This is a genomic window from Patiriisocius sp. (assembly GCF_051252435.1).
Lineage (GTDB): Bacteria > Bacteroidota > Bacteroidia > Flavobacteriales > Flavobacteriaceae > Patiriisocius.
The window spans coordinates 474015-496583 of record NZ_JBPOFW010000001.1 but is presented as its reverse complement, the minus strand read 5'-3'; the positions used below and the strand labels follow the sequence as shown (position 1 = coordinate 496583).

15 protein-coding genes and 1 pseudogene are annotated in these 22569 nt (G+C 35.9%); 9 read left to right on the top strand and 7 right to left on the bottom strand.

Annotation, left to right across the window (positions count from 1 at the left end; all coding sequences use genetic code 11):
• The first annotated feature begins 155 nt into the window (after positions 1 to 155).
• The 6 genes and pseudogenes from ACSHW7_RS02160 (at position 156) to ACSHW7_RS02135 (ending at position 9815) form a co-directional block, all read left to right on the top strand.
• Positions 156 to 740 carry a hypothetical protein gene (locus ACSHW7_RS02160; RefSeq protein ID WP_435677671.1) on the top strand — a complete coding sequence of 195 codons (585 nt, stop codon included), beginning with the start codon at positions 156 to 158 and terminating at the stop codon, positions 738 to 740.
• Entirely contained in the window at positions 737 to 3727 is a 2991-nt protein-coding gene (locus ACSHW7_RS02155) for a type IV secretory system conjugative DNA transfer family protein (RefSeq protein ID WP_435677670.1), read from the top strand. Before ACSHW7_RS02160 ends, ACSHW7_RS02155 begins: the two co-directional genes overlap by 4 nt.
• Before the next feature lie 64 nt (positions 3728 to 3791).
• Positions 3792 to 5279 carry a recombinase family protein gene (locus ACSHW7_RS02150; RefSeq protein ID WP_435677669.1) on the top strand — a complete coding sequence of 496 codons (1488 nt, stop codon included), beginning with the start codon at positions 3792 to 3794 and terminating at the stop codon, positions 5277 to 5279.
• Positions 5267 to 5440, top strand: a pseudogene (locus ACSHW7_RS02145) (single-stranded DNA-binding protein); the annotation flags it as partial. The gene ACSHW7_RS02150 and the pseudogene ACSHW7_RS02145, both read left to right, overlap by 13 nt.
• A gap of 106 nt (positions 5441 to 5546) precedes the next feature.
• A complete protein-coding gene (gene recQ, locus ACSHW7_RS02140) occupies positions 5547 to 7637 on the top strand; it encodes a DNA helicase RecQ (protein WP_435677668.1) in 2091 nt (696 codons plus the stop codon).
• Positions 7638 to 7889: 252 nt separating this feature from the next.
• A complete protein-coding gene (locus tag ACSHW7_RS02135) occupies positions 7890 to 9815 on the top strand; it encodes a tetratricopeptide repeat protein (protein WP_435677667.1) in 1926 nt (641 codons plus the stop codon).
• Positions 9816 to 9828: 13 nt separating this feature from the next.
• On the opposite strand, the gene ACSHW7_RS02130 is transcribed toward ACSHW7_RS02135, so the two are convergent.
• From ACSHW7_RS02130 to metG, 4 genes are all read right to left on the bottom strand, one after another.
• Complete coding sequence (locus tag ACSHW7_RS02130) at positions 9829 to 10734, bottom strand: histone deacetylase family protein (protein ID WP_435677666.1); 906 nt, start codon at positions 10732 to 10734, stop codon at positions 9829 to 9831.
• A gap of 39 nt (positions 10735 to 10773) precedes the next feature.
• Positions 10774 to 12891: a Tex family protein gene (locus ACSHW7_RS02125; RefSeq protein WP_435677665.1), complete on the bottom strand. Its 2118-nt coding sequence runs from the start codon at positions 12889 to 12891 to the stop codon at positions 10774 to 10776.
• Between the two features lie 14 nt (positions 12892 to 12905).
• A complete protein-coding gene (locus tag ACSHW7_RS02120; RefSeq protein ID WP_435677664.1) occupies positions 12906 to 14315 on the bottom strand; it encodes a hypothetical protein in 1410 nt (469 codons plus the stop codon).
• A gap of 65 nt (positions 14316 to 14380) precedes the next feature.
• Positions 14381 to 16486, bottom strand: coding sequence for a methionine--tRNA ligase (metG, locus tag ACSHW7_RS02115; protein WP_435677663.1), 2106 nt, complete (start codon positions 16484 to 16486; stop codon positions 14381 to 14383).
• Between the two features lie 331 nt (positions 16487 to 16817).
• Between metG and ACSHW7_RS02110 the strand changes: the two genes are divergently transcribed.
• The 3 genes from ACSHW7_RS02110 to ACSHW7_RS02100 all read left to right on the top strand — a co-directional run bounded on the left by ACSHW7_RS02110 (position 16818) and on the right by ACSHW7_RS02100 (position 19336).
• The gene (locus ACSHW7_RS02110) at positions 16818 to 17996 is read left to right on the top strand and encodes a tetratricopeptide repeat protein (protein ID WP_435677662.1); all 1179 of its coding nucleotides are present in this window, start codon (positions 16818 to 16820) and stop codon (positions 17994 to 17996) included.
• Positions 17997 to 18074: 78 nt separating this feature from the next.
• Positions 18075 to 18974, top strand: coding sequence for a S66 peptidase family protein (locus tag ACSHW7_RS02105; protein ID WP_435677661.1), 900 nt, complete (start codon positions 18075 to 18077; stop codon positions 18972 to 18974).
• Between the two features lie 2 nt (positions 18975 to 18976).
• The gene (locus ACSHW7_RS02100; protein ID WP_435677660.1) at positions 18977 to 19336 is read left to right on the top strand and encodes a YraN family protein; all 360 of its coding nucleotides are present in this window, start codon (positions 18977 to 18979) and stop codon (positions 19334 to 19336) included.
• Positions 19337 to 19343: 7 nt separating this feature from the next.
• Here the strand turns inward: ACSHW7_RS02100 and ACSHW7_RS02095 are convergent, their stop codons facing one another.
• From ACSHW7_RS02095 to ACSHW7_RS02085, 3 genes are all read right to left on the bottom strand, one after another.
• A complete protein-coding gene (locus ACSHW7_RS02095; RefSeq protein WP_435677659.1) occupies positions 19344 to 20003 on the bottom strand; it encodes a hypothetical protein in 660 nt (219 codons plus the stop codon).
• An 84-nt stretch (positions 20004 to 20087) separates the two neighbouring features.
• Entirely contained in the window at positions 20088 to 21416 is a 1329-nt protein-coding gene (locus ACSHW7_RS02090) for a TlpA family protein disulfide reductase (RefSeq protein WP_435677658.1), read from the bottom strand.
• Positions 21417 to 21550: 134 nt separating this feature from the next.
• Entirely contained in the window at positions 21551 to 22555 is a 1005-nt protein-coding gene (locus tag ACSHW7_RS02085) for a T9SS type A sorting domain-containing protein (protein WP_435677657.1), read from the bottom strand.
• Positions 22556 to 22569 lie beyond the last annotated feature (14 nt).

The following is a 22569-nucleotide window of genomic DNA, read 5'->3' as shown; positions in this document are numbered from 1 at the left end:
CTGAAAATAAACACATAATTTATTGTCTCATATATATAAATTTATTTGAAAACGAGATTGATGCTTCAAATCTTTATAATGAAACATATATTATTCAAGTTTTAAATGACAAGTAGACTTGGCCATCAAATTTTATTAAAAACAAAATGTATTTTATGAATGAAGTTTTATATTACATCACTATTTATGGAATGTACTTATTGTATGCTCTTATACTATTTCTAGTTCTTAAATTTATTTTTAGCTCACTGTTTAAGAACTATCATTCCAATTGGAACACCCTTATTGATGATTTCAATTTCTCTAGTCAAGAGTTTTACAAGCTTTTAAAGGTAGAATTGCATAATCAAGGTATTACTAGAATCAAGATTCAAAATGTTTCATTAAAAGAAGGAAACGCATTTTCTTCAAATAGAACATACTTGCGTGCAACTTGGAAAGAGTATCAATATGATATTTGTGCAGCACCCTTTGGAAATGGATTTTTTATCTCTTGGTGGCTTTTGTATAAAAATTCTATTGGGCAATTGTTGGTTTCAAAGATTCCCTTTGTAGGAGGTTGGCTAGCGAGAAAATTGTATCCTGTAACATATTACAAAGTAGATACTGCATCGATGTTTATGACCTATGCGCAATCAGCTGTTCTCAAGGTAATCGATGATATCACCAACCAAAAAGGAATACGTGCCTTATCCGAGGCTCAACGAAAGCCTATACTGAACGATATCTTTAAACGTTGAGTACGTTAGAGGAACGGGCAACGGTCAATTTTTATCAATGGGAATCTAGAGGTCGCGGGTATTTTCATTTTGATGTGACCGTGGAAGTAGAGCCACCCTATATTCCATTCATTCCAATTAGCCATTCAGAAACCAAAAAGTTTGATGATGGCAGGGTTCCATCCTTACTTAAGCAGTTTACAAACCTTTTGAGCCCTTCAAAAGAAGAAAGTGACGAAGATGTTATTAATGAGATGCTACCTACTACGGTTACTCATTTTGCAAAGAGAGAATGTATAACAATTTCATTTCCAAAAGAAACGGATATTTCTGCACCACTTATGCAGGAACTACTATGCCTTATAAGTTTTTCGGAAGACTGTTTTTCTTTTGAAATACTCGCACAGAACAGTGAAATTAAAATTCAATTTACATCAGCCAAGTTTGACAGCGCTCGTTTGCAATCACATCTCAAAGCATTTTTTCCAACAGTCGTTACTCAAACTAGAAATGTAAATGATATTAATTTTGATGTAAATGAAAAGCTTGCCATAGCAGATTTCGGACTTGATAACGAGTTTATGCTACCTATTAATAATACCGATAATCTCGTCATTGATCCCTTAACATCAATCATTGCTATATTAGGTACTCTAGGGCATAACGAAACTGCTATTTTTCAAATCATTTTCAAAGGGGTTACCGCTCCTTGGTCAAGAGATATGTTGTATGCAGTTTCCGATGGTCGTGGTGGTAGTTTCTTCGAAGGTAATCCTGAATTTGTAAAAGGTACACAAGAAAAAGTCAGTGAACCACTCTTTGGAGTTATTATGCGTATTGGAGCGCAAGGCTTAAATGAAAAACGCAGTTGCTCAATCGCTAGTGATTTAGTAAGAACTATTACCACGGTGTCCAGTTCAGAATATAATAGGCTCATACCATTATCGAATGAAGGCTATAAATATGATGACCACCTGCGGAATATATTTTACAGAACAACCAATAGAATAGGGTTTATTTTAAATGCAAAAGAGCTGGCACATTTTGTTCACTACCCTAATAAAACGGTGGTGAGCGATAAGCTGGGGTTGGGTGCTAAAACAAAACAACAAGATAATCGAGCAACAGAAGGAATTTATATTGGTGAAAATGTCCATCACCTTCATAGCCACCCCGTTATTCTTGATACCGAAACGAGACTTTCCCATACGCATATCATTGGTGTTACAGGTGTTGGGAAGTCAACGCTCATTGCCAATATGATAATTGCTGATATAGAAGTTGGACGAGGTTGCGCTATTTTTGACCCACACGGAGATATCTGCGATGACATTCTCAAGCGGATTCCAAAACATAGAATAAATGATGTAATTATCATCGACCCTTCAGATAGTAATTATCCGATTGGTTTTAATCTGTTAGAAGCACATACCGAAGCTGAAAAAATCGTTCTTTCATCAGATCTTGTTTCAGCGTTCAAGCGACACGCTACTGCCTGGGGAGATAATATGACGGCGGTTCTTCAGAACGCAGTCAATACTATCTTGGGCAGCACGAGAGGCGGTACCTTGATAGAACTCAAACGATTTCTTATCGAAGAATCTTTTAGAAATGAGTATCTCACTTCGGTGGATGATCCTTCACTTCATTATTATTGGCACCACGAGTACCCAATGGTACGTAAAGGTATTGCTCCTCTTTTAACTCGTATTGATACCTTCCTCAGACCAAAATTGGTGCGATATATGTTGGCACAGAAATCGGGAGTAGATATTTCTGAATGTTTGAAGGATAATAAAATTGTCTTACTCAAACTCTCGCAAGGTCTCATCGGTGAGCAGAATAGTTACTTGTTAGGGTCCTTATTCTTGGCAAAATTTAATCAAGCGGCACTTGCTCGCCAATCTGAATCACGAGAGGAGCGTTCGCCCTATATGTTGTATTTAGATGAATTCCAGAATTTTATCACTCCGAGTATCGAGCGAATTTTAAGTGGAGCAAGAAAATACGCCCTTGGTATAACCATCGTCCATCAGGAATTGGGGCAAATTCAAGATAATTCATTATTGAATTCAATACTTTCAAATCCTAAAATTCGCATCTGTTTTCGACTTGGGGATAATGATGCAAAACGGTTGGAGTCTGGGTTCTCATATTTTAAGCAATCCGATTTGCAAAACCTTAGTCGAGGTGAAGCTATCATGCGAATAGGGTCAAGTAATAACGACTTTAACCTTACAACCTTTCCACTTATAGAAAATCAAGAAGATTATAGCGATACTATTATAACAAGTGTTCGCCAAAAATATGCTAGTCCAAAGGCAGAAGTTGAAGAACTTCTTATTTCATTACTACCAAAAGTAATAGCAAAATCAGGTGGAAAGAAAGCAACAAAAGAAATAAAAAAAGTAAAACCTACTGAAGAAGATTTTAATACTTCAGATACGAGGATAGAGGATTCCCAATCGAACATTTCAGAAGAAAAAAGGAATAGACTTATTGCTTCAGAAAATGAATCTTTAGAAATACGAACTCATACCTATTTGCAATCTACTATTAAAAAACTCGGACAAGACCGAAATTTTATAGCAACGATAGAAGCACCAACTAAAGACGGTGGCCGAATTGATATCCTTTTGGAACGTGATGGACTAAAAATAGGATTTGAGATTTCAGAGACGAACAAACCAGCGTATGAAGTTGAAAATATTAAAAAGTGTCTGCGGGCGGGATGCATACCAATAGTAATGGTTTCTAAAAGCAAAAAACACTTACAGGCAATTGAGAAACTTGCATCAGAAAAACTCTCCACTAAGGATATTCAATTTGTAAGATTTATCCAACCAGACGGGGTTGCACCTTTATTGAATTCCTTAATGATATTGCCAAAAAAGAACGAAGAAATGGTAAAAGGATATAGAGTGGTAACAGAATATGAAATGTCAGAAAATGATAATGTAAGCTATATTAAATCAAAGCTAAAGAGACTCTTTAAATCGAAAAAATAAAGCTTCTTATTTGCTTGAAACTTCACTCTAAAGGAGTTAACTTAGTGTGTAAAACCTTGAAAATATGAATGTTGGAATATTTATACGCGTAAGCACATTAGACCAAGTGAACAACACCGACTCGGTTGAGACCCATATTGAGCGTGGAAAACTTTACGCCAAAGCACGGGAATGGAATGTTGCTAAAATATATAACCTTGCAGGGGTTTCGGGTAAAAGCACCATCAACCATAAACAGACCCAGCAAATGTTTAATGACATTCGGTCGGGCAAAATCGAAGGTGTAATTATTAGTTCCTTAAGTCGCTTGGCTAGAAACACCTCAGAACTGCTTGAGTATAGTAAATTCTTTGAAGAGAATGATGCATCACTCATCTCTATCAATGAGTCGCTCGATACCTCAACTAGCGGGGGAAAATTCTTCTATACACTCCTATCAGCACTATCAACCTATGAAAGAGAAATTACCTACGAGCGTCAAATAGCAAGTTTAAACTATCGCAGGAAGCAAGGAAAATTTACTGGAGGTATGGTGAGCTATGGATATAAAATAGTTGAAGCAGAAGTTGTCATAAATGAAGAAGAAGCACCCGTCCGCAGATTAATCTATGATATTTTTCTTGAACATCGAAGAATGAGCACTACTGCAAAAGAACTCAATAAACGAGGATATGTAACTCGCAAAGGAAAGCCATGGTCAGATACTACCGTCAGAAGAATTTTAAAAAATACTGATGCTAAAGGAGTAAGACGGTGTAATTATAAAGCACAACATTCTAAGGAAAATCCATCAGCCCTTAAACCTCAATCAGAATGGATATATCTACCTTGTCCTGCTCTTATTTCTGAAGAGAAATGGGATGAGGTAAACGCCATCATTCGTGACCAAGAAAAAGGGAGTGTATTCAAACAACCTTTAAATTTACGAGTTCATTTATTTACAGGTTATTTAAAATGTGCCGAAGGGCACAAAATGAGTATTAAATCTAAAAGTAATCGTTACACCTGTAAAAAGTGTAAATATGGAATAGGTAAAGATGATCTTGAAGAGGTGTTTCTCAGTAGGCTAAAACAATTCTTAATTTCAGACCAAGAACTTTCAGAATACAACAAATCAAATGCTCAAGAATTACAATTGAAAACTGACGAGATTGAGTTTGCTAAAAACGAATTGCAAAAACTTGAAGAGAAGCTAGAAAAACTTGTAGAACTAAATATTCAAGGAGAAATTCCAACCAAAGGATTTAAGAAACATTATGAACCTATTTATGTGCGTAAAGAAAATTTAGAAGCTACTATCAAAGATTTAGAAAGAGAGTTGGAACAACTCCAACAAGCTAAGACATCATTTGATGTCATCGCTAATAAATCTTTAGATTTCTATAATAATTGGAAAGATCTCGGTAGAGGTGAAAAGCGTTCGGTCGTAGAGTCTATAGCGAATGAAATCATCTTCGATAATAAAAGCCTTGTATTTAAACTAAAACAGATAGCTCCTCTATCTTCTTTGGAATTAAACACAAATGGTCAACAACGAGGCACAATATCGTAGTCTGGGGAGGCCTTGTCAACGTGGTGGAAAATTATGTAAAAAAAGGGCAAGAAATCGCCATTGAAGGAAAATTGACTAACCGTTCTTGGGACGATAAAGACGGTAATAAAAGATACATGACTGAAGTAATATGTAATGAGCTGTTGATGATGGGGAAATAGAATATTTTATTATAATAAAGCCGCGACTAATTTTTCGCGGCTTTTTTTAATCATGATGTTCTACAAATATAATTTCACCAATAATAATCATTAATTTTGCCGTATAATGATATTACAGCAAAACCTTACTTCTAGTTCCATATTTACTTTACTAAAACAATTCTTCGGTTACGACACCTTTCGTCCCAACCAGCAAGCGATTATTGAAAATGTGCTTTCGGGAAGTGATACGCTAGCCATTATGCCAACAGGTGGAGGAAAGTCACTTTGTTTTCAATTACCGGCATTGGCAATGGAAGGAACTGCTATTGTTATTTCGCCATTGATTGCTTTGATGAAAGATCAAGTCGACGCCTTAAGAAGTAATGGAATCGACACTGCATATTTCAACAGCTCACAACCTGCCGAGGAGCAAAACGAAATTTTAGAAGAGCTAATAACAAAACAACTAAAACTCATTTATGTAGCGCCCGAAAGTTTATGGGGGCTTACAAATTACCTTTCAAAAATAAATATCAATTTGATTGCTGTGGATGAGGCACATTGTATTTCTTCATGGGGGCATGATTTCCGCCCTGCGTACACACAATTGAGTAGATTAAAAGCCGAATTTCCAGGAACGCCAATAATCGCTTTAACGGCAACAGCCGATAAAGCAACGCAAGATGACATTACAAAACAACTGGGAATTTCGCATGCTAAAAGATACATTTCATCTTTTGACAGACCCAATATTTACCTCGATGTTCGCCCAGGGCAACAGCGTATCCAGCAAATATTTAAATTTCTCGGTTCTCGTGGAAAGCAGAGCGGCATCATTTATTGTTTGAGCCGAAAAAGCACAGACATGCTTGCATCAAAATTAAAAGCCAAAGGGTATGATGCCAAGTCATACCATGCAGGATTGGATGCTGATGATAGAAGCAAGATTCAGGAGGATTTTATCAATGATCGCGTTCCTATTATTGTAGCTACAATTGCCTTTGGAATGGGTATCGACAAAAGCAATGTGCGCTGGGTCATCCACTATAATATGCCCAAAAACATTGAGGGCTATTATCAAGAAATTGGGCGTGGAGGTCGCGACGGCTTAAAATCGCACGCGCTTATGTTCTATAGTTTTGCTGATGTTGTGATGCTTCGGAAATTTGCTCAAGGAACACCCACCGAAGAATTTCAATTGGCAAAACTGGAACGAATGCAACAGTTTGCCGAAGCGTTGAGTTGTCGCCGTAAAGCATTGTTGAATTATTTTGGCGAATATATCACCGAGGATTGCGGAAACTGCGACATCTGTAAAACGCCACCTAAATATTTTGACGGAACATTGATTGCGCAAAAAATATGCTCGGCTGTGGCACGCCTTAAAGAACAAGAAGCATTAAGTACTGTAATCGATGTGTTGCGTGGTGCACAGAATCAGCAGGTGCTTGAAAAAGGATATCAGAACATAAAAACCTATGGTGCGGCAAAAGATTTTTCTTGGAAAGACTTGCAACAATATGTCATCCAACTTCTAAATCAAGGAATTCTTGAAATCTGGTTTCACGAAAAAGGACGATTATTGTTAACACCTTCAGCAAAACAAATTTTATTTGAAGGAAAAAATGTACGATTGGCCAATGTAGCCCAAGCAACTATTGAGGCTGAAAAACCAAAAAGATTACCAATTAGAGGAAAAGATCTTTTCGAAAAATTACGTGTACTCAGAGCAAAACTTGCTTCAGAAATGGGCGTACCGGCGTATGTAGTTTTTAGTGATGCCAGTTTACAGGACATGGAAGATAAAATGCCAAGCAACGTGCAAGAATTTTCTGAAATTAGCGGAGTGGGTCGTGCAAAACTTGAAAAATATGCGGATGCGTTTCTACAAGTAATCATTAAGCATGCCGATAAAAAGAGTTCAAAAGTAGCCACGTATGAGCGCAGTTTTCAATTATTCAAAGATGGTATGAGTGTCGAGAATATTGCAGCAAAACGTGGCATACAAGAAAACAGCGTTTACGGACACTTACAAAAGATACACGAATTGGGTACGCGTATTGATTTAAAACAATTTATTTCAGAAGCTGAAATTTCCGAAGTACAAAAAGCAAAAATAGCATTAAATGACCCCGACGGATTGAAAACATACTTTGAATATTTTGAAGAAAAAATGCCTTATTATAAAATAAAACTTGGATTGTATTTGGGATAGTTTAAAAAACTTAGGCACAAAAAAACCACCAAAATTTACCTTGGTGGCTCTTTCTCTTTCATAGCATTGAAAGTAAGTAAGTAAGCGTAATTATTATTAACCTAATTAAATAATCTAATTGCGTTTATGACACAACATCTTTAATTATTGTAAATTTACTTCTCATTTTAGTCTCATAATCAGGATGTGAGAAAATTATGAGCAATTACTTAATACTAATTCACCCATTATATGGCTTTTTGTGGCAGACAAATGAGAAATATTTTATTCTTTATAATAATAACATTTGTTGCAGTTTTTCATGCATATGCTCAAAGTGATATTGAATCACAACTGAGAAGCTTTAAGGAGGCATTGAAGGATAAAAATTTATCTCGCCTTGAGAGAGTTGACAATCTTATTGCGCTCGCCGATTATTATATGGGAACTCCCGGTGATACCGCTTTGAATTATTTACAAGAAGCAAAGCAGTTAAGTTTAGCAGCAAAAGATAGTTTTAACTTAATGCGGTCCTATAATAGGATAGCTCTTTTAGAAATTTATAATGAAGAGGATGAGGTTGCTTTGAAATATACAGATAGCGCTTTATTATATGCAAACTATAATAAGAACTCTCATTTTGCTGGAATAGGTTATAGTTATCGCATTAAGGGCATGGCGTTTAATTATCTTGAAAAAAAGAATAAGGCACTGGAAAGCTTTCTGCGGGCTAATAGATATCTTATAAAACCAGAGCAAGACAACGAATTGAAAACTTATTTAGCTGAAAATTATTCAGACCTTGCCTCTATTTATCTATCAACTGACAATAAAGAAATAGCATTAGAATGTATTGAAAAATCGCTGTCGATTGCTAAACCCATTGAAGCTTGGTGGGAAGTTGCAGGTGCTTACGAATTTTTATCTAACTACTATTTAGAGAAAAATGAATATACTGTTTCAAAAAAATATTTAGACAGTGCAACTATTATGTACAGTAAAATATCCAGTGATGTTGACCTTTCAAACGTGAATAAATTAAAAGCAAATGTTTTTTTAAAAGAAGGTCAATTTGATGAGGCAATTGATATTTACAAGTTAGAAATAGTACAGGATAAAGAGAGTTCACAACCATATACATTGACAGAAGATTATTTGTTTTTAAGTGATGCATATGCTAAAAAAGGGCTTCTTAATGTGGCTAAGGAATATCTAGACAGCACAATAATATCAGCTACAGAAAGTGATAATCCCGCACATGAAATTAGAATAGGAAAACAGCAAGCCACATTGTATAAAGCAAAAGAGGAGTATGCTAGAGCTATTTTTGAGCTAAGAGAAATTTTAAACAAAAGTTATATTTCAGAATATAGAGAAAGCAAAAAGGAAATATATGAGGAATTATATAACCTTTTTGAGTTAAATAATGACCCTAAGAGCGCGCTTTTTTATTACAAGAATAAACAGGAATTGGCTGATAGTTTAAAAGATATACTACAACAGAATAAATATGGTGTATTGCAATCTGAATTTAACTACAACGAGTTGGAGTCAAAACTAGAGACTCGTAATGCGCAACTCAAATTAACCCGGGCAGAACAAAAACAACAAAATGATCGCGGCATGTTTTTTATCGGTCTCTTTGGGCTTGTTGCGTTATTTTTTATTTTCTCATTTTTTAGACAAAGAAAGTTGAACAAAATTAAAAGAGAAACCTTACTCGCAAAGCAAGAAGTTTTAAAAATAAAAAAGCAAGCTTTAGATACTGAAGTTGAGTTTAAAAACAAACAAATAACAGATTTTGCAATACATATTTCAGAAAAAAATGAGCTTCTTGAGAATATAAAGAAAAAATTGAAAAGCGTTAGAGTGGTCAATGATTCACATAAAGGGACTTTGATGGACACCATGCAGTTTATCAATAATGATATTGAACACAACAAAGAAAAAATCCAACTTTACAAACAAATAGAACAAACCAATGATTCTTTTAGGGCGAAGCTGGAAGAAAAGTATGAAAATCTAAATGATAAAGAACAAAAGGTAGCAACTATGCTTCGCTTGGGCCAGACTTCAAAGCAAATAGCATTACAGTTGGGTATTAGTGCAGCAAGTGTAGATAATTATCGCTATTCTCTAAGAAAAAAAATGGGCGTCCCAAAAGGAGAATCTCTCAAAAAGTTTATAAAGAATGTGTAAAAACGATTGATAGCTATTTAAAATAAACTTCTTGCGCCATTTTGTAAGTGTTAGAATGCGCTTCGATGATTACGTCTATTTTTGGGGAATATCCCCCGCCCATACTCACTTGTAAAGGAATATTTGATTTTTTACACGTTTCGAAAACAAATTTGTCTCTAGCCGCACAACCCTCGAGTGTACAGGCTAATCTTCCCAACTTGTCATTCTTTAAAATATCAACTCCGCTGAGGTAAAAGATAAAGTCGGGCTGTACTTTTTTGATAAGCAAGGGTAAAGTGCTCTTTAAAGTAGAAAGAAATTCGGCATCTTTAGTGCCGTCTTCCAGACCAATGTCGAGGTCACTTTTCTCTTTTTTAAATGGATAATTTTTAGCCCCATGCATTGAAAATGTAAAAACTTTTGGGTTATTCTCAAAAATCTTTGCCGTGCCATTTCCTTGATGTACATCGAGGTCAACAATCAATATTTGTGAAGCTTTTCCATTATCCAGCAAATACTGTGCAGCAACGGCTTGATCATTTAATAAACAAAAAGCCTCCCCACGGTCTGAATACGCGTGGTGTGTTCCTCCAGCAATATTGAGTGAAACACCATATTGCATTGCAAACTCACACCCTTGAATGGTTCCGCCAATAATATAATGACCACGATTTACTAAATCTTCGCGCAGCGGAAACCCTATCCTGCGTATTTCCTTTCTTTCTAAATCTAGTGCAAGCAATCGCCTGTAATACGTTTCGTCGTGGACTTTTAGAATGATTTCTTCGGAAATTTTCTGCGGTTCAAAAAAATTATTCTTCGTGCAAATCCCTTTAGCCAATAAATATTCGGGCAACAAATTATATTTCGCCATCGGGAAACGATGCCCATCGGGGAGTTCATATTTGTAGATGGGATGGTAGGCTATTTTTAGCATGATACTTCCTGCATACACAGGAATCTTTTTTGATATTGGTTACTTTATCAATTTTAATTGAATTCTTTTTCTCACAACATCAACCTCCAGCACTTTAACAGTAATTTGCTGTTGTAATTGTACGTGTTCATTCACATCTTTCACAAAAGTATCGGCCATGTTTGAAACATGAATGAGTCCACTTTCTTTGATTCCAATATCAACAAAACAACCAAAGGCTGTAATATTGTTGACAATGCCTGGCAATAATTGCCCCGACCTCAAATCGTCTATCGTGCGTATGTTTTGGTTAAACTCAAAAACTTTAGCGGGTTCTCTAATATCCAATCCCGGTTTTTCAAGTTCGGTAATAATATCTTTTAATGTAGGTAAACCCACGTCATCTGTGCAATAATTTTCCAATGGAATACTTTTCAGAAGGGCACCGTTTCCTATAATTTCTGAAATTTTAAGCTTTTGGTCTTTTGCAATTTCTTGAACCAATTTATAACGTTCAGGATGCACCGATGAGTTGTCCAAAGGATTATCCCCATTTTTAATCCTCAAAAATCCAGCCGCTTGCTCAAACGCTTTTCCACCCAAACGGGGCACTTTTTTTATCTCACTTCTAGATGAAAAAGAACCATTTTCATCACGATAACTCACGATATTTTCGGCGAGTTTTGCCCCAATCCCAGAAACATAACTCAGCAACGGCACACTTGCCGTGTTAATATTAACGCCCACGGCATTCACGCAATTAGAAACCACGGTATCCAGCGAACGTTGCAATTGCGTTTGGTCCACATCATGTTGATATTGCCCAACACCAATTGATTTTGCATCGATTTTAACGAGTTCTGCCAAGGGGTCAGCGAGCCTTCTTCCTATGGAAATCGCACCTCTCACGGTTACGTCAAAATCTGGGAATTCATCTCGTGCAATTTTTGAAGCCGAATAAATACTTGCCCCAGCTTCGCTCACGACAAATACTTGCACAGTATGTATCGAGGGCACTTTTTTTACAATGGCTTCGGTTTCTCGTGATGCAGTTCCGTTTCCGATGGCAATCGCCTCAATTTTATACGTTTCAATTAGATTGGCTAACTTTTTTATACTACCATTCTCATCACTTTTTGGGGGATGCGGATAGATGGTTTCATTGTGTAGAAATCCTCCTTGCTCATCGAGGCACACCACTTTGCAGCCCGTTCTAAACCCTGGATCAATGGCAAGAATTCTCTTTTCACCCAAAGGCGAACCCAACAACAATTGCTTTAAATTATTAGCGAAAATCCCAATGGCGGTTTCATCTGCGATTTTCTTTGCTTCAACAAGTCGCTCGTTTGAGAGTGAAGGATACAATAGGCGTTTGTAAGCATCAGTAATAGCTAATTGAATTTGATCCGCAAATTCACCGTTAGATTTGATAATTCGGTTCTCAATACGTTGTAAAAGACGTTCATCATCAATTTCAATCTTTACTCTAATAAAGCCTTCTTTCTCTGCGCGTAAAATGGCAAGCAAACGATGCGACGGACAGTTTTTTAGTAGCTCATCCCATTTAAAATAATCTCTAAATTTTTGCGCTTTTTCATCCTCGGCTTTTGCTTTGACTACTTTGGTACTAATGATCGCCTGTCTTTCTAGCTGATTTCGAATTTGATTTCTAACGTCAGCTCGCTCATTGATCCACTCTGCAATAATATGCCGCGCACCTTCAAGGGCATCGTCAACACTAAGCACTTCTTTTGAAACAAACCGATGCGCACTACTTTCAAGGTCGCGCGTATTTTGACTCATAATGATTTTTGCCAATGGCTCCAATCCATTTTTTCTAGCCGTTTCGGCTTTGGTCTTTCGTTTTTTCTTGAAAGGTAAATAGATGTCTTCAAGTACTGTAAGTGTTTCGGCTTCGGAAATTTTAGACGTTAAATCACTTGTAAGTTCTCCCTGCTCCTCAATGGCTTTTATAATGGTTGCCTTGCGTTTTTCCAACGCTTCAAATTGCTCTTTAAAAAGCACAATTTGCTCAATTTGTACTTCGTCAAGATTGCCCGTCATTTCTTTTCTGTAGCGTGAAATAAAGGGAATTGTGCAATCTTCGGCTAAAAGAGCGAGGGTGTTTTTAACACTGTTTTGTGGTAGATTGGTGTGTTTTAAGACGTAGTTGAGCATAGGATTATAGAGTTTTAATTCCTAAAACTAAAGAAGCTATAATGATCATATTTAGAACTATAATTTCCCCAATAAAAAGTTTCATCTTTATTAAATAATGTTTCAGCTTTAAGTTTTCTCCGTGAAGAAAAGTTAGAGATTCTTTCAAAAACATTTTCTTTAATTCTACCGTCTTGATGCTTTAAATTTTCGTCTAATAATCCCTCAATCATTAATGACTTTGAGTAATTATATGTTAAAAAACTAGTAGCAAGTCCTGCAACAAAACCAACCGTAAAATTTCCTCCAGATACAACAACCAAGCTACTGTTTGGTTCGTCTTCATAGTATCCTCCAATATGAAAGACATAGTTGTTCTCATCTTTGTATACTGAAATCCCTAAATCCATAACTTGGAGTTTTCTAAGAAAAGCAGTTGTTGAGTTAATGTTTCTTTCGCCTTCAAAAATTCCAGTTTTCTTTTGAATGATTGGGCTGTTGATAAAATTAATTGAGTCTTCTTTTCTAACATTAAATTGATTGATAACCTCTCCGTTATTCAAATCAACGATGTTAAATGCCAATTTTAAGTTATTAGCTCGTACTTGAAATATTTTATTATCAATTAAAAAACTATTGGATTCTGGCACATAACCCTCCTTTTCAAATACAGGCATTTCAATTGAAGAAACTTTTTGACCTTCATTAACAAGATTAAAATCTAATATGAAGGTCTTTTCCTTAAAGTTATTCGAAATAATTTGAACATCGGTCTTCTTATTATATATTTTAATTCTTCTGGAAGCTTCTTTTATTGAAATTGGATTTTCATTTCTTATTGTTTGAATTTGAAACTTGTCGTAAAACAATTCATTGAAATCAAACTTTTTATTTGTAGCGTCTTTAAAATAGTCATCATCAAAAACAACTGCACGTCTGTTGGGCTCATCCCAATTTTCATTGAAACTATAAATTATTATTTCATTTTCTTTTTTACTAATGGTTATTAAATAACAAGTGTTTTTATAACTCACTACTGAAAGTAATCTTTCTTTTTTTAATTTAAAGGCTGACTCATACGTCTCATAAGACCCTTTTTCAAAATCAAAAGTTATAACTCCATAACTCCTGTTGTTGGAGGTGTTCATTAAAAATGAGTAGGTGTTATCTTTTATCGTATATCCCTGAAATGATTTATATTTTCCAGGAAGCTTTGGGGACTTTATGTGTTTTAACTTATTAAAATCTTTGTCATACAGAAACGCATAATTAGTAAGTCCAGCAATCATAAAAACGGCAAAATTTCCAGTTTTTTCGTCTTCAATAACAAATGTTTCTTTAGGCTTTAATTCTGTATCGCGATATGGATTTTTTATAGTAAAAGCTTCTTGCTGCGCATTTACAAATCCAGTAAGCAACAAAAATAAAAAAAGTAATTTTTTCATAATGTTTTTAAAAAAAGGACCTCTCAGGTTTTAAGGCTTGAGAGGTCTATAGTATAATTTTATTATTAATTTATAGTAGCCCCATTCAATACACCACTTGTACTGAGCGTAGCCGAAGTATCAGGATTTACAAAAACCAATTTTCCGTCTGGAGTTTCGGTCATTAAAATCATTCCTTCACTATCTACGCCTCTTAGTGCACGAGGAGCAAGGTTGACAAGAACGGTTACTTTTTTACCAACGATTTCTTCTGGTGTAAAACTTTCAGCAATCCCCGAAACAATCGTACGCACATCAAGGCCAGTATCTACTTTCAATACTAAAAGCTTTTTCGCCTTTGGCATTTTCTCTGCTTTGATAATGGTGCCTACACGCATGTCCAATTTTGTGAAATCGTCAAAAGTGCAGGTGTCTTTTTGAGGCGTTACTTTTTTATTTGCTATCTCGTTTGCTTGCTTGCTCGCTTGTAATTTATCCAATTGTGTTTGTATTTGAGTATCTTCAATTTTACTGAAAAGTAATTCGCCTTCGTTTATTTTGTGTCCCCCTTTGCCTAAAGGCATTTCCCCCGAAGGGGGAACTATACGTGCTATCGATTTCCAATTGGGTTGCGATTGTAGTCCATCAAAATTTAAAATCGATTTTAATTTCTCAGACGTAAACGGTAAAAAAGGTTCACTCAACACAGCTAATGCACTCGCAATTTGTAACGCAACGTACATTACAGTTTTGGTGCGCTCTTCATCTGTTTTAATAGTTTTCCACGGCTCTTCGTCGGCTAGATATTTATTTCCTAAGCGGGCAACATTCATTAATTCCTGTTGCGCTTCGCGGAAACGGTACCGCTCAATACTACTTTCAATAACCGCAGGATAGGCTTTTAATTCAGCCAATGTTTGTTCATCAATTTCTGAAAATTCAGCCGGCGCAGGCACCACACCACCATAATATTTATGGGTTAGTACCACAACTCGGTTGATGAAATTTCCGAAGATTGCCACGAGCTCATTGTTATTTCTCGCTTGAAAATCCGCCCATGTAAAATCGTTGTCTTTTGTTTCTGGAGCATTTGCTGTCAAGGTGTAACGCAACACATCCTGCTGATTTGGAAAATCCTCCAAATACTCGTGCAACCACACTGCCCAATTTTTACTCGTGCTTATTTTATTGCCTTCAAGATTTAAAAACTCATTTGCGGGTATATTGTCTGGCATGATATAACTCCCGTCCGCTTTCAACATGCTCGGGAAGATAATGCAGTGAAATACAATGTTGTCTTTCCCTATAAAATGAAGCAATTTTGTGTCGTCTGATTTCCAGTACGGTTCCCAATCTTTTCCTTCACGCTCCGCCCATTCTTTCGTAGCCGAAATATACCCGATGGGCGCATCAAACCAAACGTACAATACCTTCCCTTCTGCTCCGTCAACCGGCACAGGAATTCCCCAATCCAAATCGCGTGTTACGGCTCTTGGGCGCAATCCGTCGTCAATCCAAGATTTGCATTGCCCGTAAACATTGGTCTTCCAGTCTTTTTTGTGACTTTCAAGAATCCATTCTTTTAAAAATGGTTCGTATTGATCCAAAGGTAAAAACCAGTGTTTTGTTTCTTTTAAAGCAGGCACAGCACCCGTGATGGCACTTTTTGGGTTTATCAAATCGGTTGCATTATGGCTCGTTCCACAGTTTTCGCATTGATCACCGTAGCTTTCTTCATTACCACATTTTGGGCAGGTTCCCACTACAAATCGGTCTGCTAAAAATTGGTTGGCCTCTTCATCATATAATTGCTCGGTTATCTCTTCGATAAACTTTCCGTCGTCGTATAATTTCTTGAAAAAATCGCTTGCTGTATCGTGATGTACTTTAGCCGAAGTGCGTGAATAATTATCAAAAGTAATCCCAAAATCCTCAAAACTCTGCTTGATAATTGCATGGTATTTATCCACCACTTGTTGCGGTGTAATCCCTTCCTTTTTTGCTTTGATGGTAATTGGAACACCGTGTTCGTCACTTCCGCAAACGAAAGCCACATCTTTGCCTTGTAAACGCTGAAAGCGTGCATAAATATCTGCAGGCACATACACACCAGCAAGATGGCCAATGTGTATAGGTCCATTTGTATAAGGCAACGCAGCGGTAATCGTATATCTTTTTGGGTCTTGAGTCATATGTATTGCCCCACTTTGAGTGAGGTAACTTTTAGTTAATAGGCTGCAAAAATAACGATTTTATTAGTGAAACTAAGTTTTGAGAAGCCCGTAAGTTGAACCCTAAATTTGAGTTGGATTCATGTCGCTTTTTGGGAGGGATAAAGTTTTAGTAAGTTAATTTTATCTTCGGAAATGTAACGCGAATTAAGGTGGCTATCCTTAAAAGAAGAATGAATAGTTTTCCTTATTTTAAAGATTAAAATAGAAATTCCTTTTTTGCAACACTGCTGAAGCTTTTCAGTCATTATCAAGAAAACCAAAATACCAATAACCGAAAAAATATAGTGATATGAAAAAGTCAATCATAAAATTTATAGTTTTCATTTTTTTGTTAAATCCCATTTTAGGGAATGCTTGTAGCATGTATAAAATCACTAGAAATGGAAAAACGATTGTCGGCAACAATGAAGACTGGTTGAGTCCCAATAGTAAATTTTGGTTTGAGACTGGTGAGGCGGATAATTATAGGGTGATGTATATGGGCCAATTAGACAATTTTGCACAGGGCGCCATTAATGACAGAGGTCTCGTTTTTGATGGTTTCGCAAATCCTTATTTACCAATAAACAATACTGAAGGAAAATTAGAAATTCCAATAGGTCAAGTCATTAAAAATATCATGCAAACAATGACGAATGTAGAAGAGGTGAAGACGTATTTAGAAACCATTAGTTTAAATAGTTTAGAGAGTAGCCAAATTGTATTTGTAGATACATCAGGAACCTATTTAATTGTAGAAGGTGACGCACTTATTATTGGAGAAGAAGAGGAGAAGGCATTTTCAAACTTTTATTATTCTCAAATAGAAAATGAAGAGGAAGTTGAGTTAGAATATTTCCAAAGAGGAATGGAATTTATAAGGGCTTCTAAAGGAGACGCATCCTTATCATATTGTGGTGATGTAATGAAAAGCATGTCTAATGAGGGTGTGTTTGGCACACAATATACAACGGTCTATGATTTGAACACTTTGACGGTAAGAATCTATTTGTTCCATGACTATTCGCAATTTGTTGAGATTGATTTAAAAGACGAATTGAGCAAAGAAAACCACACCACTATGATTGCCGATATGTTTCCTAACAATGCCACAAGCTACCAACATTATGCAAAGTACAACGACGAGGAAAATCCGCAACAGTTTTTAAGCGAATTAGTAGCCACCTCCCAGAATGCTACTGAAAATGAACTCATTAGAATGGGTCTCAGCGGTATTGTGAGTATGGTTGGGTACGAATGGTTGAGTCAAAAAAACAATGCTAAAGCTGCAATAAAAGTTTTTAAATTCGGTATTGAATTAATGCCAAATGTTGCAGATTTACACGATAGTCTGGGAGAAGCCTACTTCGAGAATCAAAATTATAAATTAGCAAAAGCAAGCTATGAAAAATCATTGATATTAAACCCGAACAATAAAAACGCTTCAGATTTTTTATTGAAAATTAAGCAGAAACTTAAAACTAGATAATTCTGTTATAAAAAGAAACCTAAGTATAAAAAGTTGGCTACATTTAGTTTCAATTTATATTTTAGTACTCTTACTAACATGAAAACACCTAAAAATCTACGTTTCGGTGATACCGTTGCCATCGTTTCCATCGCAAGAAAAATCACCGAAACCGAACTAAAACCAGCCTTTAAAGTGCTTGAATCTTGGGGGCTGAAATATAAATTAGGTAAAACTATTGGCGCGGAAGACCATCAATTTGCAGGGAATGATGCATTGCGAACAGCCGATTTTCAAAACGCGCTTGATGATGAAACGGTGAATGCTATTTGGTGCGCACGTGGTGGTTATGGAACCATTAGAATGGTGGATGACATTGACTTTTCAACATTTGTGAAGAACCCAAAATGGATTGTTGGCTACAGCGATATAACCATTTTGCACAGCCACATTCACAATTTGGGTGTGGCAACCATCCACGGACAAATGTGTCTTGAAATTGAAAAACGCACACAGGAATCTCGCGATACATTGCGGGATGCGCTCTTCGGAAATTTTAACGCTATAAGTTACAATTTAAACAAAAGTCAAAACCGCAAAGGCACAGCCAAAGGTGTAATCGTGGGCGGAAATCTCTCGGTGTTGTATTCAACAATAGGGAGTCAAACGGAATATATTTCCGAAGGAAAAATTCTATTTATTGAAGACCTCGACGAAATGTTGTATCATATAGACCGCATGATGATGAATCTCAAACGCAGCCGATTTTTAAAAAACCTCGCCGGACTTATTGTGGGTGGCATGAGCGATATGAGGGATAACACCGTCCCTTTTGGCAAAACAGCGGAACAAATTATTGTCGAAGCTGTAAGCGAATACAACTATCCAGTTTGTTTTAATTTTCCGGCCGGACATATTGAAGATAACCGTGCATTGGTTTTTGGGAAGAGTATTACGCTGGAAGTTACAGACATAACTGCAACATTAAAATACGACTAGGAATGGCAGATCATAACGAATTAGGTGAATTAGGAGAGGAACTCGCCACCCAATTTTTAATTAAAAAAGGGTATGAAATCCTAGAGCGAAATTTTACTTTTCAAAAAGCCGAAATAGACATCATTGCCCAATGTAACAACGAAATCATCATCGTAGAAGTCAAAACCCGAAACAGTAATTTCTTTGGCGACCCACAGGATTTTGTCACCCCGGCAAAAATAAAACTCCTCACTAAAGCCGCGAATGAATATATTATTTCAAATGACATTTCGCTAGAAGCTCGTTTTGATATTATCGCAGTTTTAAAGAATAGTAAAGAGCAAAAGATTGAGCATTTTGAGAATGCTTTTTATTTTTTTTAGATTTTAACTACATCCCATCTGTTTCTAGAAGGTACTGTTTAACAATCTCTACTCTATCCTCTCTTTTAAGTTCTTTATCTTGTACTTTTTTAACAGTAACTGGAGCTTCATCAAGAAATTCGGCAATTTTTTTCTTAAAATGTCCTGCTTGACCCCTTGTATAATAGTGGGTGGCAAAATCGTTTTTATTTTTTCTAATTAAATAATTTATATCTCCCGTGTTCGAATTATAAGCCAAATCAAGTATGCCATCTGTGTAATTCACAAAATAATATTGTGATGATTTGTAAAAAGTTGCAAAATCATTTTTGGCCTCAACTAATAGTAGAAGTTTCTTTTTAGTTGTTTTGTTTCTAAACATATAGCGCCAATGCACATTTTCAAATAAATAGGAATTTCCTTGGTTAGAAGTTAATAGAAGAGCTTCAATATCCTCACTTTTTATTTTTTCTCTTTTGCTATCTTCATTTTTCAAAAATGAGATTTTTTTTTCTCTACATGACTTAGGAACCCTTACAAAACCTTCCTTTATTGTACCATCGACAAGTTTGATTTGTCCTTGCCAATATTCATTGGGTGCAAATACCTTCCATCCTGCTTGCGCCATACTGCTACTTGTAACAAGAATGGCTAGTGTTAAGAAAAGTAATTTTAAAATATTTTTCATAAATGAACTTTTAATTAAATGTAATCTAATAAAGCAAAGTTTTCAGTAAAATTTAAAAGAAAATCATTGAAATTAAACAAATATTTATTCCCCATCAATAATCCCAAACAACTCATCAAGTGTCCCTGGTTTGGCCACAATTTTTTTGTCTTTGTCAAGCACAAAATAGGTAGGGGTGCCATTTACGTCGTAGCGATTGCCAATATCGTTTTCCCATTTTCCTAAACCGAGTACGTTGATAAATTGATTGAATCCTGCTGCTTTAGGCGACCATTCTGCTTCAAAATCTTCAAGACCTACTGCTATTACTTTAAACTTTCCTTCTTCAAGTGAAGCAATTTTAGCGTGTAATAATGGCACTTCTTTTAAACAGTGCGAGCAAAGGCTACTCCAGAAAACAATAATGTAGTTGTCAGCAACATCGAGCTGGTGCAATGACATTGTGGTTTGTTTTCCATCCTTAATTTCTAGCCAAGTAAAATTAGGTGCTTTTGCTCCAATTGAAAGGTTTTTATAAAGTGTTAATTGATTTGCTAACGTAGCATCTTGCAACTGTTCTGCAAGTGGAATGAGGTATTTTTCTGCCAAATAATTTGCATGCACTACTTGATTATTTGAGGTTAGAAAATTCCAAAAATTGGTCAACAGTAATTTTTTATAAGTGGGATCAGTTTCTTCTAGTTTTGTGATTAAATCATCAATATTGTACTTGCGCGATGCCTCTTTGTTTTCAACATCTGTAAAATTATAAACATATTTAATGGCGCGTTCTAAAGGCAACATTGAGTTTTGCAACGTTGGATTGTTAAAATCAAAATGAGCTAAATAGTCTTGTTTTGCTTTAAGTTCGTATTGTCTTGCCGTTTTAAAATCATCATTTGTATATGGTTTCAGTGCGGCAATAAACTGGTGCACGGTCATCCCTTTTGAAGTTTCACTCACTTCGTTATACCATTTTGCTTGTTCTTCAATTTCTTCTTTCAAATTGCGGTTGTCGACTTCTTCGGCTGAAAGTATTTTTGCTATTTTAACTTCATTCGCGCCCATTTCAGTATAAAAAGATTTCCAAATTTTATTCTCTTCGGAAACGGTAAACTCTAATGTTTCATCTTTGCTAAACGTGAACTCGATAGGCTCTTTTCCGCTGAAAATAAAATCGAAAAAATGCTGGTCCTGCGGCAAATTATAAACAAGGCGGTACATGCCGGGTTTTAAATCTTCTTTCATTTTGAGTTCAAAATTACCTACGGAATCCACGTTTGAATCGGTGACATAAAAAATATTGTCCGGTGCAATGCGATATAGAATACCGAATTGATAACCGCCATCTGGCGCAAAATTACCTTTCAATGTTTGCTGTGACAGCGCCACAAGCGGGAGTAATAACAAAGCAAGAAGTAAATTTTTAAACATATTTTAAATTTTTAGTAAAGATATAAATTAACTAAGCAACTGTTGTGCCGATTTATTTATAGGATTTCGAAATATTTAGAAACAAAAAAGGGTTTCAACATTGAAACCCCTTCCTTTATTTTTTTAAGAGCTATCTAATCTTTTAAAATTTTGTAAGTCGAGACATCTCCGTTGATTATTGCCTTCAAAATATAATTTCCAATTGTAAGATTTTCGGTATTTATAGTCGTGTTTTTAGTTGTTGGCTGTAAGCGAAATAATTCTTGTCCAAGCAGATTGTACAAAGTAAGCTCTTCAATAATTTGAGATGCTGAAACAGTAACCAAATTTTTAATTGGATTAGGAAAAACACTAATCGATGCCAATGCGCTATCATTGATGCTAAGAGCTGGGTCTGTAGTTAAACCGCTAAATGCCAAAACATTTAAAACACTTTGGTCCGCTTGATCAATTTTTGTAAAGGTGACACTAGTTATTGGTTTTGTAATATTTTCTGGAGCTATTAAAGCTTCAAGTCTAAAAAGCTTAGGGTTATCTGCGGGTGTCTCAACATTATTTAAAGTGACATCGCCACGTCCTATGCCCGAAATTTCAATGGGTAAACCTGTGCCAAACCAATCTGGCACCACATTATTTTCAATAGATTGACTGCTGTTGTCATCAAAATTTACTGTCATGGTTGTGTTGGCGCTTCCGTTTCCAGAAAGTGCTAGAAAATAAAGATTGGTGTAAATCGCTGGTGTAGCTAAGGTTAATGTACGTTCGTCACCGCCACCTATATTGTCAAGTCGTAATGAGTTGTTGTCACTATAAGGGGCAGCTGGGCTACCAATTTGATAACTCAAACCTGCAATATCTTGGCTTGGTATTACGCCGTTTTCAGGGAGTCCAACCGTGATATCAGGGTCGCCAGCATTTAATTTCCAGTCTTCAGAAAGCAAACAAAAACTATCTGAGTCAACTATATTTGTAATCGAACTATTCATTGTCCCAACTCCATTTGCAATTACATCTTCATTATAACCTGACGCTTCAACAGTTACATATTCTTGAGCATTTACACATTGTTGGCTAAAAAGAGCCGCGATTATTAGAACAAAAAACACTTTGTTTTGAACGGTAAAATAATTTTTTTTCATGGTACGAGTATTTA